Below are 16,158 nucleotides of genomic sequence, written 5' to 3'. Positions count from 1 at the left end.
CCCCCACGAGCCCCCAGCTTCCCGGCATGAAGTCCCCCCCGCTGCCCTCCCTGCCCACTGGTCGCCGCCTGCTGTACTGGATCGTGGGGGTCGCGGTCCTCACGGCGCTGGTCTGGGCGGTGGTGCGCTACGTGAGTCCGGCGCCGCCGCGCTCGCTGGTGATGAGCACCGGCGTGGCCGATGGTGCCTACCACCGGTTCGGAGAGCGCTACCAGGAGATCCTGCGAGCCAACGGCATCCGGCTCGAACTGCGCGCCTCGAGCGGTGGGGTCGAGAACCTGCAGCGGCTCAACGACGGCACGGTGTCGGTGGGCTTCGTGCAGGGCGGGACCGGCGTGCTGGCGCAGGATCCCGACGCAGCGCCCGACTCGACGCCGCTGCGCTCGCTGGCCACGGTTGCCTTCGAGCCGGTCTGGATCTTCAGCACGCGCATCGACCTGTCGAAGGGCCTGGGGCCGTTGGCCGGCAAGCGCATCGCGGTCGGGGTGCCCGGCAGCGGCAACTTCAAGGTCGCCAGCGAACTGCTGGCGGTCTATGGCGTGGTCGACGGCGGCCCGCAAGGCACCGCCTTCGTCAGCGAAGGCGGCATGGCGGCGGCGCAGCTGCTCGCCAGCGGCCAGGTCGATGCGGCCTTCATCATCGCCGCGCCTCAGGCGCCGGCGGTGCAGAAGCTGCTTGCGGACGAGGGGGTGCGCCTGGCATCGCTGGACCACGTGGAAGGCCTGGCACGGCGGTTCCCGTTCTTTCAGCCCGTGAGCCTCAAGCGCGGCTCGGTCGATCCGAAGCGCGACCTGCCGCCGCAGGACATCCAGCTTCTCGCCACCACCGCCAACCTGGTGGTGCGCGACGAGCTGCACCCGGCGCTGGCCTACCTGCTGCTCGAGGCGGCGCGGCAGGTCCACCGGCCGCCCAGCATCATCGACCGGCCCGGCGACTTCCCGAGCCCGACCGGCACCGACTTCCCGCTCGCGAGCGAGGCCGAGCGCTACTTCAAGAACGGCAGGCCGTTCCTGCAGAGCTACCTGCCTTTCTGGGCCGCGAACTACGTGCAGCGCCTGCTGCTGCTGCTGGTGCCGCTGGCGGCCATCCTGGTGCCGGTGGCCCGTGTGCTGCCCGAGGTCATCGCCTGGCGTCGCCAGAGCGGCCTGTTCCGCCGCTACGGCGAGCTGAAGTTCCTCGAGCAGGACCTGGCATCGCGCAAACTCGACGACGACGAGCGCCGCGAAGCCCGGGCCCAGCTCGACCGGATCGAGGAGGAGGTCATCCAGACCAAGTTCCCGCTCGATTTCACCGACCGGGTCTACACGCTGCGGCAGCACGTCGACTATGTGCGGGCGCAGTTGCAGCGGCAGGGGGAGCCGCACCCGAAGACTGAATCGGACGTGTCGTGACGCGATTGGGGAGTCGTCGCCGCTTCACAGCAGCCGTGAAATCTCCCGCGCCGCCGCCAGCAGGGCCGGCAGCATGCTGTCCTGCATCACCCTGGCGCTGGTCCGGTTGGCCTGGCCGCTGATGTTGAGCGCGGCCACGGTACGGCCTGCGCGATCCACGATCGGTGCCGCGATCGAGATCAGCCCTTCCTCCAGCTCCTGGTTGACCAGGCACCAGCCCTGTCGCCGCGCCTGCGCCACCTTGGCCAGCAGGGCGTCGATGTCGGTCACCGTGTGCTTGGTGAAGGCGTCGCGCGCCGAGGCTTGGAGCCGGGCCCGAATTTCCTCTTCGTCGAGGTCGGCCAGCAGCAGCCGGCCCATCGAGGTGCAGAAGGCCGGCAGCCGCGAGCCGACACCCAGGCTGATGCGCATGATCTTGTGGGTCGGCACCCGCATCACGTAGACGATGTCGGTGGCGTCCAGCACCGCCGCGGAACACGACTCCTGCACCTGCTGCACCAGCGCCTCCATCACCGGCTCGGCGCGGTTCCAGATCGGCATCGACGACAGGTAGGCGAAGCCGAGGTCGAGGATTCGCGGCGTGAGCGCGAAGAGCTTGCCGTCGCTCGCCACGTAGCCCAGCGTCTGCAGCGTGAGCAGGATGCGGCGCGCGCCGGCCCGCGTGAGTCCGGTGGCGGCCGCCACCTCGCTGAGCGTCTGTCGCGGCGCGCCGGCGCTGAAGGAGCGGATCACCTGCAGGCCGCGCGCGAAGGATTGCACGTAGCTGTCGCCGGGTGCCGGCGGGGCGGCTGTTGATTGCTGGGTTGCCATGGGAGGTGGTTTTCTCTAGAATTCATTATACGAACAGATGTTCGATATGCGAACAATTTGGCAGGCGCTCGGGCCCATTCGATCGCCGACTGTTCGACTTCTCTTCCATCCCGGAGACAGATTCCATGATCGACAAGATCGCGCGCTCGGTCGCCGACGCCCTGACCGGCATCCCCGACGGCGCCACGGTGCTGATCGGCGGCTTCGGCACCGCCGGCATTCCCAACGAACTGATCGACGGCCTGATCGCGCAGGGCGCCAAGGACCTCACGGTGGTCAACAACAACGCGGGCAACGGCGAGACCGGCCTGGCGGCGCTGCTCAAGGCGGGCCGCGTGCGCAAGATCATCTGCAGCTTTCCGCGCCAGGCCGACAGCCAGGTCTTCGACGGCCTCTACCGCGCCGGCAAGATCGAGCTCGAGCTGGTGCCGCAGGGCAACCTGGCCGAGCGCATCCGTGCGGCCGGCGCCGGCATCGGCGCCTTCTTCTGCCCGACCGGCTACGGCACGCAGCTGGCGGGCGGCCGCGAGACCCGCGAGATCGACGGCAAGCACTACGTGCTCGAGTACCCGATCTGCGGCGACGTCGCGCTGATCAAGGCCGAGCAGGGCGACCGCTGGGGCAACCTGGTCTACCGCAAGGCGGCGCGCAACTTCGGCCCGGTGATGGCGATGGCCGCGGGTCGCACCATCGCCACGGTGCACGAAATCGTCGAACTCGGCGCGATGGATCCCGAGCACATCGTCACGCCGGGCATCTTCGTCAACAAGATCGTCAAGATCGAGCGCGTCGCCACCGAGGCCGGCGGCTTCAGAAAGGCCGCATGACCATGACCTACCAACGTCGCACCAAGGACCAGCTCGCCGCCCGGGTCGCCCAGGACATCTTCGACGGCGCCGTCGTCAACCTCGGCATCGGCCAGCCGACACTGGTCGCGAACCACCTGCCGGCCGGCCGCGAGGTCATCCTGCACAGCGAGAACGGCATCCTCGGCATGGGTCCGGCACCGGCCGCGGGCAACGAGGACTTCGATCTGATCAACGCCGGCAAGCAGCCGGTCACGCTGCTGCCCGGCGGCGCCTTCTTCCACCATGCCGACAGCTTCGCGATGATGCGCGGCGGCCACCTCGACATCTGCGTGCTGGGCGCCTTCCAGGTCTCGGCCACCGGCGACCTCGCCAACTGGAGCACCGGCGAAGAGGGCGCGATTCCGGCGGTCGGGGGGGCCATGGACCTCGCCATCGGCGCCCGCCAGACCTGGGTCATGATGGACCTGCTGACCAAGAAGGGCGAGAGCAAGATCGTCGCGCAGTGCAGCTATCCGCTGACCGGCCTCGGCTGCGTGAAGCGGGTCTACTCCGACCTTGCTACGCTCGAATGCACGCCCGCGGGCCTGAAGCTGATCGACAAGGTCGATGGCCTCGGCCACGCGGAACTCGAAGAACTGGTCGGCCTGCCGATCGCCCTCTGAACCCACTGGGGAGACACCACCATGAGTCAACAAGCCTTCATCTGCGACGCGATTCGCACCCCCTTCGGCCGCTACGGCGGCGCCCTTTCCAGCGTGCGCACCGACGACCTCGGCGCGGTGCCGCTCAAGGCGCTGATGGCGCGCAACAAGAAGGTCGACTGGCAGGCGGTCGGCGACGTGCTCTATGGCTGCGCCAACCAGGCCGGCGAGGACAACCGCAACGTCGCACGCATGGCGGCACTGCTGGCCGGTCTGCCGATCGAGGTCGGCGGCGGCACCATCAACCGCCTGTGCGGTTCGGGCCTCGATGCGGTCGGCACCGCGGCACGCGCGATCAAGGCCGGCGAGGCCGGCCTGATGATCGCCGGCGGCGTCGAGAGCATGAGCCGCGCGCCCTTCGTGATGCCCAAGGCCGAGAGCGCATTCAGCCGCAACAATGCGGTCTACGACACCACCATCGGCTGGCGCTTCGTCAACAAGCTCATGAAGGCGCAGTACGGCGTCGACTCGATGCCCGAGACCGCCGAGAACGTCGCCACCGACTACAAGATCGAGCGCGAGGCGCAGGACCGCATGGCGCTGGCCTCGCAGCAGCGCGCCGTGGCGGCGCAGCAGTCGGGCTTCTTCGATGCCGAGATCGTGCCGGTGAGCGTGGCGCAGAAGAAGGGCGACCCGGTCATCGTCGGCAAGGACGAGCATCCGCGCGAGACCAGCCTGGAGGCGCTGGCCAAGCTCAAGGGCGTGGTGCGTCCCGACGGCAGCGTGACCGCCGGCAATGCCAGCGGCGTCAACGACGGCGCAGTGGCGCTGCTGCTGGCCGACGAGGCCAGCGCGGCGAAGCACGGCCTGACGCCGCGCGCCCGCGTGGTCGGCATGGCGACCGCCGGCGTGGCGCCGCGCATCATGGGCATCGGTCCGGCACCGGCGACCCAGAAGGTGCTGCAGCTCACCGGCCTGAAGCTCGACCAGATCGACGTCATCGAGCTCAATGAGGCCTTCGCCGCGCAGGGCCTGGCGGTGCTGCGCCTGCTCGGCCTGAAGGACGACGATGCGAGAGTCAACATCAACGGCGGCGCGATCGCGCTGGGCCATCCGCTGGGCGCCAGCGGCGCGCGGCTCGCCACCACTGCCATCAACCAGCTGCACAAGCAGGGCGGGCGCTATGCGCTGTGCACGATGTGCATCGGCGTCGGCCAGGGCATCGCGCTGATCCTCGAGCGCGTCTGAAGCTCAAGTCCGTGCTTGCGCGCCACGCCACACGCGCACGGCGGCTGCGAGGTCCTCGAGCGCGCTGCCGACGGCCTTGAAGACCGTGCGCTCGCCGGCGCAGCGGCGACCCTGCCGCTCCTGCCTGCAGAGCTGCGCCAACGTCCCCTGGATGGTCTCCAGCGACACGGCGCCGGATGCGATGGCGTCGATCAGGTCGCCGGCCTTGGTCGGCGCCTCGTCGGTATCGACGTACACGCGAGCGCCGGCGAAGCAGGCCGCGTCGGCCTCTTTCATCGCCGGCGTGAAGCTGCCGATCAGGTCCAGGTGCGAGCCCGGCGCGAGCCACTCGCCGCGGACCAGCGGCGCAGTCGCGAGCGTTGCGCAGCAGACGATGTCGGCTTCACGCACCGCGGCGTCGAGCGCCTCGACCGGCTCGGCGTTCCAGCCGGCCCGGCGCCATTCCTCGGCCAGCGCGCGAGCGCCCTCGGGCCGATGGTTCCAGACCCTGACTTCGCCGATCGGCCGCACGCTCGCATGGGCCGCGGGCAGCAGGCGCGCCACCCGCCCGGTGCCGAGCACCAGCAGCCTGGTGGCGTCCTCGCGGGCGAGAAAGGCTGCGCCCAGCGCGGAAGCGGCGGCGGTCCGGTGGGCCGTGATCTCGTTGCCGTCGAGCAGCGCCAGCGGCACGCCGGTGTGGGCGTCGTAGAGCACATAGGTCGCATGCAGTCCGGGCAGCCCGCGCGCGCCGTTGCCCGGAAAGATGTTGATCGTCTTGATGCCGAGGAAGCCGGCCTCGCTCCAGGCCGGCATGATCAGCACGGTGCCCTGGTCGGCGCCGGCCGAGACTGCATGCACGTGGCGCGGCGGCACCGTCGCCGCGCTCGCGAAAGCCTCGCGCAGGGCCGGCACGAGGGCTTCGAAGCCGAGCTGGCTGCGGGTCTGTTCGGCGTCGAGGATCTTCATGGCGGGCGTTCCGGTGTTGCGCCGACAATGTAGCGCTCGCGCACCCCCATTTCCGTTCTCGTCTTGAATCTTCCCCTCATCACCGACCCGCATTTCTATGCGGTCGCCGTTCCGGCCGTGCTGCTGCTGGGCGTCAGCAAGAGCGGCTTCGGCGCCGGCTTCGGCTCCCTCGCGGTCCCTTTCATGGCGCTGGTGGTCACGGTGCCGCAGGCGGCCGCCCTCCTGATGCCGGTGCTGCTGCTGATGGACCTGCTGGGCCTGGCGGCCTTCCGCCGCGACTTCGACCCTCGGCTGCTGCGCTTCCTGATTCCGTGCGGCCTGCTGGGCACGCTGATCGGCGCCGTTCTCTTCAAGGCGCTGCCGGCGCACACGGTGGCGGGCATCGTCGGCGTCTTCACGCTGCTGTTCCTGGCCCAGCGACTGCTGTTCCCGCCGCGCCCGGACGATCCGATGCCATCGAAGCTGGGCGGCGCGGTGCTGACCACCCTCAGCGGCTTCACCAGCTTCATCGCGCATGCCGGAGGGCCGCCGGTCAATGCCTACGTGATTCCGCTGCGGCTCACGCCGGTGGCCTACACGGCGACGATGGCCTATTTCTTCTTCGTCGTGAATCTGAGCAAATGGGTGCCCTATGCCTGGCTGGGGCTGCTGGACTGGCGCAACATGGCGACCTCGCTGCTGCTGCTGCCGATCGCGCCCGTGGGCGTCTGGGTGGGCATTCGCATCGCCCGCCGCATCGATCCGGTCTGGTTCTATCGCTTCGTCTACCTCGGCATGCTGCTGACCGGACTGAAGCTCAGCTGGGACGGTTTCATGGCCTGAGAGGCCCCCACGCTCCTCACTGCGTGTGTCGCTGCCCCCCGAGGGGGCGCAGGCCGCCTTGGGAGCGGCCCGGCGCCGGCCTGAGGGCCGAAGTCGCTGCGCCCGAGAGCATGTAATGCAAAGCTCTACGATTGCCGCGGCCGCGCGCGATGGGCAGAATTTCGGCATGAGCACCGAGCCGTCGACCTCGCCCGCCACCCTGCAGGACCAGGAGCTCCAGAGCCTGGCGACCGAATGGCGCGTGCGTGCGATGCGGGGCGACCAGCTCGCCCACCGCATGGCGCAGGCGCTCGAGGCCGAGCAGCGCCGCCGCATCCGCGATTCGGGCCTGCAGATCCTGGCGCCCGCCGCTTCGCGCCCGCCGGCGCCCTGGTGGAAGTTCTGGTGATGCGCGCCGGCTAGTCAGTTGGGGACAGAGCAAAAACTGCTGCGCAGTTTCTTGGTCTGTCCCGCAAAGTTCAGTGATAGATCTTCTGCAGCAGCCGGATCAGCGTCTCGCGCTCGCGCGGCGTGAGTCGGGCGCTGCAGTCCATCTCCAGCTCCATGACGGTTTGCTCGGCCTCTCGCACCAGCTGTTCGCCGGCGGGCGTCAGGTAGAGGCCGATGGCGCGGCCGTCGTGGGGATGCGGGCGCCGCTCGATCAGGCCGCGGCCGTCCATCGCGGCGATCAGGCTCACCAGGTTCGGCGGCAGGATGTCGAGCGTGGAGCAAAGCTGGCGCGAGGTCGCTCCGGGGTTGTGCGCCAGCAGCGACAGCACCGAGAAATCGACCTGCTTGAGCCCGTAGGCCGCCATCCGCTCGGCGAACACCTGGCTGACGATCAGCCAGGCGCGGCGCGCGTTGTAGCCGACGAAGGTTTCAAGCACCCGGGTGTCGAGATGATCGCTGCGCGCCGCTGCTGCGCTGGCAGTCGAGGTGGTTTTCTTTCGAGGAAGGGCCATGGGCGCAAGCGTAACCGCCCGGCGTTGCTCAGGCCATGGGTTGACGCGTGCCGACGGCTTCGCAGGCCCGCTTGACGATGCCGAGCCGCAGCTCGAACTCGGGCAGCACCCAACGGCGGAAGGCCGCCTCGGGCGCGCTCCAGCGTGCCTCCGGCCCGGCTGCGCGTCCGATCCGCGCCCAGGCCCAGGCCAGCAGCGCGATCATCACCACCCGCAGGTAGTCGTCGGCCACCTCGTAAGGCAGCGCCGGATCGCCCGTCGCAGCCATCGCGAGCGTGGTCGTGAGGTAGCGCAGCTGCGCCAGCCGGCGCTGCACGTCGGCATCGATCTCGCGCGCTGCGTCGAGTTCATCGCGCAGTTCGATCAGGAGTGCCGACATGCCGGTGCCGCCATCGGCCAGCACCTTGCGCACCAGCAGGTCGATCGCCTGGATCTCGTTGGTGCCCTCGTAGATCATCGTGACGCGCGAATCGCGCACCACCTGTTCGATGCCCCACTCGCGCACGTAGCCGTGGCCGCCGAAGACCTGCAGGCAGTCGCTGGCGCCGTGGAAGGCCTGCTGCGTGCAGGCGGCCTTGAGCACCGGCGTGACCAGTGCGCACCAGCGCTGCGCGCGCTCGCGCGATTTCGCATCGTCGTCGTGGCGTGCCACGTCGAGCTGGATCGCCGTGCGATAGGCGATCAGCCGCGCACCGTCGATCCAGGCGCGCTGGGTGTCGAGGATGCGGCGGATCGCCGGATGTTCGGCCACCAGGTCGGCGGCCTCGGCCCCGCGGCTGGCCGGCGCCGGGCCCGGGGCGCGCATCTGGCGGCGCTCGTGCGCATAGGCGTCGGCCTTCTGCCAGGCGGCATCGAGCAGGCCGATGCCCTGCAGCGCCACATGCAGGCGGGCCGCGTTCATCATCACGAACATCGCCGCCAGCCCGCGGTTCGGCTCGCCGATCAGCCAGCCGGTGGCGTCGTCGAAGCGCATCACGCAGGTCGAGCTGCCGTGCAGGCCCATCTTCTCCTCGATGCGCTCGCAGTGCACCGCGTTGCGCGCGCCGTCGGGCAGCACTTTCGGCACCAGCACCAGCGACAGGCCCTTGGGGCCGGCCGGCGCGTCGGGCATCCGGCACAGCACCAGGTGCACGATGTTGTCGCTCAGGTCGTGCTCGCCGCCCGAGATGAAGATCTTGCCGCCGGCGACGCGGAAGCTGCCGTCGGCCTGCGCCACGGCGCGGGTGCGCACCTGGCCCAGGTCGCTGCCGGCATGGGCTTCGGTCAGGCACATCGTGGCCAGCCATTCGCCGGTGGCGATCTTCGACAGGTAGCGTTGTTTGAGATCCTCGCTGCCGTGGTGCTTGAGGCACTCGTAGGCGCCGTGCAGCAGGCCCGGCGCCATCGTGAGCCCGTGGTTGGCGGCGCTGAGCCATTCGAAGAGCACCGCCTCGAGCACGGCGGGCAGGCCCTGGCCGCCGTCCTCGGGCGCCGCCGAGAGCGACGGCCAGCCGCCGTCGACGAGCGCCCGGTAGGCCTCGCGGAAGCCCGGCGGCGTGACGACTTCGCCGTCGGCGAAGCGGCAGCCGATCTCGTCGCCTGCCCGATTCAGCGGAGCGATCACTTCGGCGACGAACTTGCCGGCCTCGTCGAGCACCTGGGACTGCAGTGCCTCGTCGACCTCGGCGAAGGGGGGCAGGGCGCGCAGGCGCGGCGTGGCGCCGAGCACCGTGTTCAACACGAAGCGGACGTCGTCGGGGCGGGGCTGGTAGTTCATCGAAGGAAATTCAAGGTGCGCGGCAGGCGAAGCTGGCGGCGCTTTCGGTATCGCCGCCGGTGTAGACCGCGACTGTCGGAGAGGGGCACAGCGGGCGCGTGCGCCGTGCCGACCAGTTGGCCGGCACTTCGGCGTTGACGCTCGCTGCGCCCGGGCCGCGCGCGCTGGCGACCACGGACTCCGGCGCCTGGCCCTGCTCGACCCAAGCCACCAGCGCGCTCAGCATGTCGAATTGGTCGGTGGCAGGGCCTCCCGCGCAATGGTTCATGCCCGGCACCGGGAAGTAGCGCGCGAAGCGCGAGGCGTCGCCGCCGTTCGCATCTTGCAGGCGCTCGTACCAGGCGGCCGTGTCGTCGGACGAGAACACCGGATCGCTGGTGCCGTGGTAGACGATCAGCTTGGCGCCGCGATCGCGCAGCGCGGCCAGTTTCGTCGCGTCGGGCGGCGCCATGAAGGCCATCGCCGAATCGCGGTAGACGCCATCGGTGGCGTCGATCAGCGGCGCGTCCCGGTCCATGTCGAAGCCGAGCGCGAAAGCGAGACCGCCGGGCCGGCCGGCCAGCGGAGGCGATGTGAAGATGAAGCCCACGGCGCCGGGGTCGCGGGTCTGCGGGCTGCCGAACTTCCATTCGCGCCAGTTGCTGCCGCCGATCCCGGCGTCATACGGGAAGCTGCTGTAGATCGGCTTGCCCGCGCTGTTGCGTGCGCCGGCGAAGACGTTGGCGAGCGCGGTCTTCTGCGGCGCCGTCAGGCATTGGCCGTCGCGTGCGCCGGTGCACGTCGGCACGTCGCGCTGCAGGTCGAAGCGGGCCTTGCAGGCCTTGACGTCGGACACGATGCCGTCGGTGAGGCCGTCGAGCGCATCGCAGCGAGCGAGCACGCGATCGGACACCAGCTTGAGCTCGGCCGGCGTGAAGGCGCTCTGGAGCTCGGGCAGGCCTGCAGGCGTGGTTGCACTTGCGACCTTCGCGTACTGCTGTGCGCCGTAGAGCTGCGCCACGGCGGCGCGCGGCAGGTTGTAGCCGGGGTTGCCCGCCAGGATGCCGTCGTATTGGCCGGGCGAGCGCGCCGCGGCCACCATCGCATGCCGGCCGCCGTTCGAGCAGCCGCCGAAGTACGACCTGTCGGGGCCGCGGCCGTAGGCCTTGGCGATCAGGTTCTTGGCCATCGGCGTGAGCTGCGCGACCGCGTTGTAGCCGTAGTCGAGACGGGCCTGCGGATCGATGCCGAAAGTGGGACCGAGCGAGCCGGCATGGCCGGCATCCGAACTGATGACCGCGAAGCCCATCTGCAAGGCGCTCGTCACCGGTGCACCGCCGCCGATGCCGCCGACGGCCGGCACCACCACGCCGTCGAGGCCGCCATTGGCCTGGTAGAAGAAGCGGCCGTTCCATTCCACGGGAAGCCGCATCTCGAAGCCGATGGCATAGGCCTTGCCGTCGACCGGGCTGACGCGCTCGTTCATGCGACCCTGGACCAGGCAGTGGGCCGGTGCCGGCATGCTGGCATTGCCGATCGTGACCGGGCCCGCTGGCACCGACACGACATTGGCATACACCGTGCCCGGCAGCGCCGCCTTCGCGGCCAGGTCGCTGCACGACAGCAGCGCGCCGGGTCGGGCCGCAGCGAGTCGCGGCGGCGATGGATCCGTGCGGCCGGCACCGGCGCAGGCCGCGAGCACGGCGGCGCAAGCCAGCGCCACGGCGCCGAGCGAGAATTTCCTTGCGTTCATCTTCATGTCGTTTCCCGCCGCTCAGGCCCGGGCCGCGCCCAGGTAGGTATCGATCACTCGCGAGTCGCCCGCAAGCTGCTTCGCCTCGCCCTCGGCGCTGACGCTGCCCATCTCGAGCACGTAGCCGTGGTCGGCGACCTCGAGCGCCGCGCGCGCGTTCTGCTCGACCAGCAGGATGGTCACGCCAGTGGCGCGCAGCGCGCTCACGGTGCGGAAGATCTCCTGCACCACCAGCGGTGCGAGTCCCAGGCTGGGCTCGTCGAGCATCAGCAGCGTCGGCCGCGACATCAGCGCCCGGCCGACGGCCAGCATCTGGCGCTCGCCGCCCGACAGCGTGCCGGCCAGTTGCAGCCGGCGCTCCTTGAGGCGGGGGAAGAGCGCATAGACCTGCTCGATCTGGTCGCGCCAATCGCGATTGCGCAGCCGTACCTGCCGGAACGCGCCGAGCACCAGGTTGTCTTCCACCGGCATGGTGGCGAACAGCTCGCGCTTCTCGGGCACCAGGGCGATGCCGAGCATCACGCGCTCCTCGAGCGACAGGTCGCCGATCGGCCGGCCGCGGAATTCGATCGCCCCCTTGGCGGGCAGCACGCCCATCAGCGCGTTGAGCAGGGTCGACTTGCCGGCCCCGTTCGGGCCGATCACGGTCACGACGCTGCCCTCGCCCGCTTGCAGGTCGATGCCGTGCAGCACCTCGGCGCGGCCGTAGCCGGCACGCAGGTCGTGGATACGCAAAAGCGGTGTGCTCATGTCAATGTTCCGTTCCCAGATAGGCGGCGCGCACCTTGGGGCTCTGCTGCACTTCGGCCGGCGTGCCTTCCATCAGGTGGGTGCCGAATTCCATCACCACGATGTGGTCGCAGATGTCCATCACCAGCCCCATGTCGTGCTCGACCAGCAGGATGCTCATGCCCGAGGCGCGCAGGCTGCGCAGCACGTCGGCGAGGGCCTGCTTCTCCTTGTGGCGCAGGCCGGCGGCCGGCTCGTCGAGCAGCAGCAGGGCCGGGTCTGCGCACAGGGCGCGCGCGATCTCCAGCAGGCGCTGCTGGCCCATCGCCAGATTGCCGGCCAGCTCGTGCATCCATTCGCCCATGCCCACGCGCTGCAGCTGGCGCTCCGCCTCCCGCAGCAGCTCTCGCTCCTCGACGCGGTCGATGTGCAGCATCGCGGCCAGCGCACCCTTGCGCCCGCGCAGGTGGGCGCCGAGCGCGACGTTCTCGAGCACCGTCATGTCGGGCACCATCTTGACGTGCTGGAAGGTCCGCGAGACGCCGCGCTGGGCGATGGCGCGCGAGGACAGCCCGCCGATCGCTTCGCCGCGGAAGCGCACCTGGCCGCTGGTCAGGCCCAGCACCCCGGTCACGAGATTGAAGGTGGTCGACTTGCCCGCGCCGTTGGGGCCGATCAGGCCGACCACCTGGCCGGCGCGGGTCTGGAAACTGATGTCGTTCACCGCCACCAGGCCGCCGAAGGTCTTGCGGATCGCCTGCACGTCGAGCACCACCTCGCCGGCGGCCGGCTTGGCGCGCGCCGGCAGGTCCGGCGCATCGCGCCAGTCGACGGCGCGTTGCGGCCGCGGCAGCCGCCGGTCGATGAAATCCCACAGGCCGTCGGGCAGGTACTTGAGCACCAGCACGATCAGGATGCCGAAGACGATCAGCTCGTAGCTGCCGCTGGTGCCGATCAGCTTGGGCAGCAGCACCTGCAGCTGGTCCTCGAGGAGCTTGACGATGCCGGCACCGGCGATCGCGCCCCAGACGTGGGCCACGCCGCCGAGCACCGCCATGAACAGGTACTCGATGCCCATCTTGAGGCCGAAGGGCGAGGGGTTCACGGTGCGCTGGAAGTGCGCGAAGAGCCAGCCCGACAGCGAGGCGAGCAGCGCGGCCAGCACGAAGATGCCGACCTTGAAGCGCAGCGTGTTCACGCCCATCGCCTCGGCCATCTGCGAGCCGCCCGCGAGGGACCGGATGGCGCGGCCGCTGCGCGAATCGAGCAGCCGGATCACCGCGAAGCAGGCGAGCAGCGCGAAGGTCCAGACCACCGCATAGAAGACCCGCTGCTGGCCGACTTCGAGGCCGAACAGGTTCAGTCCCTTGACGCCCAGGATGCCGTCGTACTTGCCCAGCGCCTCGAGGTTGCCCATCAGGTAGTAGAGCGACAGTGCCCAGGCGATGGTGGCCAGCGGCAGGTAGTGGCCCGACATGCGCAGCGTGATGCCGCCGATGATGGCGGCGCTGAGGCCGGTCAGCGCCAGCCCGACGAAGAGGGTGAGCCAGGGCGAAAGGCCGAAGTTCACGCTCAGGTAGGCCGTGGTGTAGGCGCCGATGCCGACGAACGCGGCCTGGCCGAAGGAGGTCAGCCCGCCGACGCCGGTGAGCAGCACGAGGCCCAGCACCGGCAGCGTGTAGATGCCGATGTAGTTGAGCTGGATGATCCAGAAGTCGGGCAGCGGCAGCAGCGGCAGGGCGACCAGCAGCGCGACCAGCGCCAGCGGGCCCCAGCTGCGCAGCCGGCTCTTCGCAGGCCGCGTGGCGGCCGCGGGATTCAGGATGGCGTCCATGTCAGTGCTCCACCACGTGATCGCGTGACCCGCGACGCATGAAACCGGCGCAGCCAAATGCCAGGGATACCGCGGAACCGGCTTTGCCGGGCCGCCGGTATCGCCCCCCTTGAGGGGGGAGGCGCTGCAGGCGCTTCGGGGGGTGTTTCATCTCAATGCTCCTCGTCCGAATGGCCGCTGGCGAGCGAGCGCCACAGCAGCACCGGCAGGATGATCGTGAACACGATCACCTCCTTGAACGAGCTGGCCCAGAACGAGCCGAAGGACTCGATCAGGCCGACCGCGAGGGCGCCGAACAGCGCTGCGGGATAGCTCGCCAGGCCGCCGATGACGCCGGCGACGAAGCCCTTGAGGCCGATCAGGAAGCCGGAGTCGTAGAAGATCGTGGTGGTCGGGCCGATCAGCAGGCCCGACAGCGCGCCGATCAGCGCCGCCATCGCGAAGGTGCGCTGCCCGGCCGCCTGGGTCGAGATGCCCATCAGCCGCGCGCCGAGGCGGTTGACCGCGGTGGCGCGCAGCGCCTTGCCGTACAGCGTGCGCTCGAAATAGAGCCACAACGCGACGATCAGCGCCGCCGAGGCGACGAAGATGATCAGCGTCTGGCCGTTGATGTTGAGCGGTCCGAGCGCGAAGCGGTCGTCCCAGAACGACGGGTTGCGAAAGCCCTCGGCGCCGAAGAACAGCAGGCCCAGCCCGGTCATCGCGAAGTGCACGCCGACCGAGACGATCAGCAGCACCAGCGAGCTGGCACCGGCGAGCGACTGGTAGGCCACGCGATAGACCAGCGGGCCGTAGGCCGTCACGATGCACAGGGTCAGCAGCGCCTGCACCATCAGCGGCAGGTGGCGCGGCGCGGCCCAGGCGGAGATGGCGCAGACCGCGGCCGGCACGACGAAGGTGCGTGCCGCGGCCATCAGCGCGGGTGCCGCGCGGCCGCGATGGCGCCAGGTGGTCGCCAGCTCCATCAGGGCCGCGACGCCCGCGAGGATCAGCAGCAGCCAGACCGTGCCGGGGACCTGGCCGGTCTGGAAGATCGCCAGCGTGAGGGCCCCATAGGCGACGAACTCGCCCTGGGGAATGAAGATGACGCGGGTGACCGTGAACACGAGCACGATGCCCATGCCCAGCAGTGCATAGATCGCCCCGTTCGTGAGTCCGTCCAGCGTCAGGATGCTGGCGATAGAGAGTTCCATGAGGGCTTCGCGGCGCGCGTTCTCCGTTGTCTTTTCTGTTCGTGAGACACCGCGGAACTGGCTCTGCCAGGCCGCTGGTGTCGCCCCCGGAAGGGGGTGGGCGCCCGACACGAAGTGCGGGCAACCTGGGGGCGAGCTAGTTTTCTTCGACCTTGAACTGGCCGTTGACGACCTTCAGCATGACGCCGGTCTCGTTGGTGTAGCCCCAGTGGTTCTGCGGCGTCCACTCGAGCACGCCGTGCGCGAGCACCGTGCGGCCCATGGTCTCCATCGCGTCGCGCAGCGCCGCCCGGAACTCGGGGGTGCCGGGCTTGCCCTTCTTGAGCGCGATCGGCACCGCCTTCTCGAGCACGGTGAGCGCATCGGCGCCGTGGCCGGCGAACTGGTTGCGCGAGCCGGGTCCGTAGGTCTTCTCGTACTGCTGCACGAACGCCACCGCCGCCTTCTTCGACGGGTGGGTGTCGGGCAGCTGCTCGGCGACCGTGGCCGGGCCCGAGACGACGAAGGTGCCTTCGGCATCCTTGCCCGCGGTGCGCATCAGGTCCTGCGTGGCGGCGGCGTGGGTCTGGTAGACCTTGCCCTTGAAGCCGCGCTCCATCACGGCCTTCTGCGGCATGCCCGCGCCGCTGCCGGAGGCGACGATCAGGAGGGCGTCGGGGTTGGCCGAGGTGAGCTTGAGCACCTGGGCGGTGACGCTGGTGTCGGCCCGGCCGAAGCGCTCGGTGGCGACGATCTTCATGCCGTTCTTCTCGGCCTCGGCGGTGAGCGCCTTGAGCCACAGTTCGCCGTAGGCGTCGGTGTAGCCGAGGAAGCCGATGGTCTTGACCTTCTGCGCCTTCATGTGCTGGACCACGGCATAGGCCATGACGTCGTTCGACTGCGGCAGCCGGAAGGTCCATTTGTCCTTGCCGGGCGGCAGGCCGGCCGGCGAGGCGGCGAGCTGCACCGTGCCCGATTCCGCCGCCACGTCGGCCATCGGGATCGCGACCGGGGTCGCCGCCGAGCCGATGATGACGTCGACCTTGTCCTCGGTCACCAGGCGCTGGGTGTCCTTGACGCCGGTGGTCGGGTCGGTGGCGTCGTCCAGCACCACGACCTTGAGGTTTTCGCCGGCGATGGTCTTCGGCCACAGCGCGATCTGGTTCTTGACCGGAATGCCCAGGCCCGAGGCCGGTCCGGTGAGCGGCAGCACCACGCCGACGGTGAGGTCGGCATGGGCGGCGCCGAAGAGGCCGAGCGCCAGAGCGGCGGCGAGGAGGGTTGGTTTGGTCTTCATGGGAATTTGTCTCCAGGTGGGGCGAACGGGA

At 69.9% G+C, this 16,158-nt stretch carries 15 protein-coding genes; 6 read left to right on the top strand and 9 right to left on the bottom strand.

Going from position 1 to position 16,158, the window contains the following annotated elements; all coding sequences use genetic code 11:
* Positions 1-26 precede the first annotated feature (26 nt).
* Positions 27-1,391: a TAXI family TRAP transporter solute-binding subunit gene (locus tag AC1DYD_RS08390; RefSeq protein WP_478172291.1), complete on the top strand. Its 1,365-nt coding sequence runs from the start codon at positions 27-29 to the stop codon at positions 1,389-1,391.
* A 24-nt stretch (positions 1,392-1,415) separates the two neighbouring features.
* On the opposite strand, the gene AC1DYD_RS08385 is transcribed toward AC1DYD_RS08390, so the two are convergent.
* Positions 1,416-2,201: an IclR family transcriptional regulator domain-containing protein gene (locus tag AC1DYD_RS08385; RefSeq protein ID WP_478172290.1), complete on the bottom strand. Its 786-nt coding sequence runs from the start codon at positions 2,199-2,201 to the stop codon at positions 1,416-1,418.
* A gap of 125 nt (positions 2,202-2,326) precedes the next feature.
* Between AC1DYD_RS08385 and AC1DYD_RS08380 the strand changes: the two genes are divergently transcribed.
* Genes AC1DYD_RS08380 through pcaF form a run of 3 tightly spaced genes read left to right on the top strand, consistent with a single transcriptional unit; the run spans position 2,327 to position 4,899 of the window.
* Entirely contained in the window at positions 2,327-3,028 is a 702-nt protein-coding gene (locus AC1DYD_RS08380) for a 3-oxoacid CoA-transferase subunit A (protein WP_478172289.1), read from the top strand.
* 2 nt (positions 3,029-3,030) lie between these two features.
* Positions 3,031-3,672, top strand: a complete 642-nt coding sequence (locus AC1DYD_RS08375) for a 3-oxoacid CoA-transferase subunit B (protein WP_478172443.1) — start codon at positions 3,031-3,033, stop codon at positions 3,670-3,672.
* Positions 3,673-3,693: 21 nt separating this feature from the next.
* Positions 3,694-4,899: a 3-oxoadipyl-CoA thiolase gene (pcaF, locus tag AC1DYD_RS08370; protein WP_478172288.1), complete on the top strand. Its 1,206-nt coding sequence runs from the start codon at positions 3,694-3,696 to the stop codon at positions 4,897-4,899.
* 3 nt (positions 4,900-4,902) lie between these two features.
* On the opposite strand, the gene lhpI is transcribed toward pcaF, so the two are convergent.
* The gene (gene lhpI, locus AC1DYD_RS08365; RefSeq protein ID WP_478172287.1) at positions 4,903-5,844 is read right to left on the bottom strand and encodes a bifunctional Delta(1)-pyrroline-2-carboxylate/Delta(1)-piperideine-2-carboxylate reductase; all 942 of its coding nucleotides are present in this window, start codon (positions 5,842-5,844) and stop codon (positions 4,903-4,905) included.
* Between the two features lie 63 nt (positions 5,845-5,907).
* On the opposite strand from lhpI, the gene AC1DYD_RS08360 reads away from it, so the two are divergent.
* Complete coding sequence (locus tag AC1DYD_RS08360) at positions 5,908-6,666, top strand: sulfite exporter TauE/SafE family protein (RefSeq protein WP_478172286.1); 759 nt, start codon at positions 5,908-5,910, stop codon at positions 6,664-6,666.
* Between the two features lie 115 nt (positions 6,667-6,781).
* Positions 6,782-7,054: a hypothetical protein gene (locus AC1DYD_RS08355; RefSeq protein WP_478172285.1), complete on the top strand. Its 273-nt coding sequence runs from the start codon at positions 6,782-6,784 to the stop codon at positions 7,052-7,054.
* A 70-nt stretch (positions 7,055-7,124) separates the two neighbouring features.
* On the opposite strand, the gene AC1DYD_RS08350 is transcribed toward AC1DYD_RS08355, so the two are convergent.
* The 7 genes from AC1DYD_RS08350 to AC1DYD_RS08320 all read right to left on the bottom strand — a co-directional run bounded on the left by AC1DYD_RS08350 (position 7,125) and on the right by AC1DYD_RS08320 (position 16,127).
* The gene (locus tag AC1DYD_RS08350) at positions 7,125-7,607 is read right to left on the bottom strand and encodes a MarR family winged helix-turn-helix transcriptional regulator (RefSeq protein WP_478172284.1); all 483 of its coding nucleotides are present in this window, start codon (positions 7,605-7,607) and stop codon (positions 7,125-7,127) included.
* 28 nt (positions 7,608-7,635) lie between these two features.
* Positions 7,636-9,363 carry an acyl-CoA dehydrogenase family protein gene (locus AC1DYD_RS08345; protein WP_478172283.1) on the bottom strand — a complete coding sequence of 576 codons (1,728 nt, stop codon included), beginning with the start codon at positions 9,361-9,363 and terminating at the stop codon, positions 7,636-7,638.
* Positions 9,364-9,373: 10 nt separating this feature from the next.
* Positions 9,374-11,095, bottom strand: coding sequence for a tannase/feruloyl esterase family alpha/beta hydrolase (locus AC1DYD_RS08340; RefSeq protein ID WP_478172282.1), 1,722 nt, complete (start codon positions 11,093-11,095; stop codon positions 9,374-9,376).
* Positions 11,096-11,116: 21 nt separating this feature from the next.
* Positions 11,117-11,845 (bottom strand): ABC transporter ATP-binding protein, encoded by a 729-nt coding sequence (locus AC1DYD_RS08335; protein ID WP_478172281.1) that lies wholly within the window; start codon positions 11,843-11,845, stop codon positions 11,117-11,119.
* A gap of 1 nt (position 11,846) precedes the next feature.
* Positions 11,847-13,658 (bottom strand): branched-chain amino acid ABC transporter ATP-binding protein/permease, encoded by a 1,812-nt coding sequence (locus tag AC1DYD_RS08330; protein WP_478172280.1) that lies wholly within the window; start codon positions 13,656-13,658, stop codon positions 11,847-11,849.
* A 152-nt stretch (positions 13,659-13,810) separates the two neighbouring features.
* Complete coding sequence (locus AC1DYD_RS08325; RefSeq protein WP_478172279.1) at positions 13,811-14,851, bottom strand: branched-chain amino acid ABC transporter permease; 1,041 nt, start codon at positions 14,849-14,851, stop codon at positions 13,811-13,813.
* Positions 14,852-14,987: 136 nt separating this feature from the next.
* Positions 14,988-16,127: an ABC transporter substrate-binding protein gene (locus tag AC1DYD_RS08320; RefSeq protein WP_478172278.1), complete on the bottom strand. Its 1,140-nt coding sequence runs from the start codon at positions 16,125-16,127 to the stop codon at positions 14,988-14,990.
* Positions 16,128-16,158 lie beyond the last annotated feature (31 nt).

The organism is Variovorax sp. P4_B11 (genome assembly GCF_056402355.1).
Note: the sequence above shows the minus strand (reverse complement) of the source record. Positions and strands in the feature narration are given on the sequence as shown.

Bases quoted from the DNA above. Each gene is read 5' to 3' on its own strand.
- AC1DYD_RS08390 (WP_478172291.1), top strand. From the start codon at position 27: ATGAAGTCCCCCCCGCTGCCCTCCCTGCCCACTGGTCGCCGCCTGCTG.
- AC1DYD_RS08385 (WP_478172290.1), bottom strand. From the start codon at position 2,201: ATGGCAACCCAGCAATCAACAGCCGCCCCGCCGGCACCCGGCGACAGC.
- AC1DYD_RS08380 (WP_478172289.1), top strand. From the start codon at position 2,327: ATGATCGACAAGATCGCGCGCTCGGTCGCCGACGCCCTGACCGGCATC.
- AC1DYD_RS08375 (WP_478172443.1), top strand. From the start codon at position 3,031: ATGACCTACCAACGTCGCACCAAGGACCAGCTCGCCGCCCGGGTCGCC.
- pcaF (WP_478172288.1), top strand. From the start codon at position 3,694: ATGAGTCAACAAGCCTTCATCTGCGACGCGATTCGCACCCCCTTCGGC.
- lhpI (WP_478172287.1), bottom strand. From the start codon at position 5,844: ATGAAGATCCTCGACGCCGAACAGACCCGCAGCCAGCTCGGCTTCGAA.
- AC1DYD_RS08355 (WP_478172285.1), top strand. From the start codon at position 6,782: ATGCAAAGCTCTACGATTGCCGCGGCCGCGCGCGATGGGCAGAATTTC.
- AC1DYD_RS08350 (WP_478172284.1), bottom strand. From the start codon at position 7,607: ATGGCCCTTCCTCGAAAGAAAACCACCTCGACTGCCAGCGCAGCAGCG.
- AC1DYD_RS08345 (WP_478172283.1), bottom strand. From the start codon at position 9,363: ATGAACTACCAGCCCCGCCCCGACGACGTCCGCTTCGTGTTGAACACG.
- AC1DYD_RS08340 (WP_478172282.1), bottom strand. From the start codon at position 11,095: ATGAACGCAAGGAAATTCTCGCTCGGCGCCGTGGCGCTGGCTTGCGCC.
- AC1DYD_RS08335 (WP_478172281.1), bottom strand. From the start codon at position 11,845: ATGAGCACACCGCTTTTGCGTATCCACGACCTGCGTGCCGGCTACGGC.
- AC1DYD_RS08330 (WP_478172280.1), bottom strand. From the start codon at position 13,658: ATGGACGCCATCCTGAATCCCGCGGCCGCCACGCGGCCTGCGAAGAGC.
- AC1DYD_RS08325 (WP_478172279.1), bottom strand. From the start codon at position 14,851: ATGGAACTCTCTATCGCCAGCATCCTGACGCTGGACGGACTCACGAAC.
- AC1DYD_RS08320 (WP_478172278.1), bottom strand. From the start codon at position 16,127: ATGAAGACCAAACCAACCCTCCTCGCCGCCGCTCTGGCGCTCGGCCTC.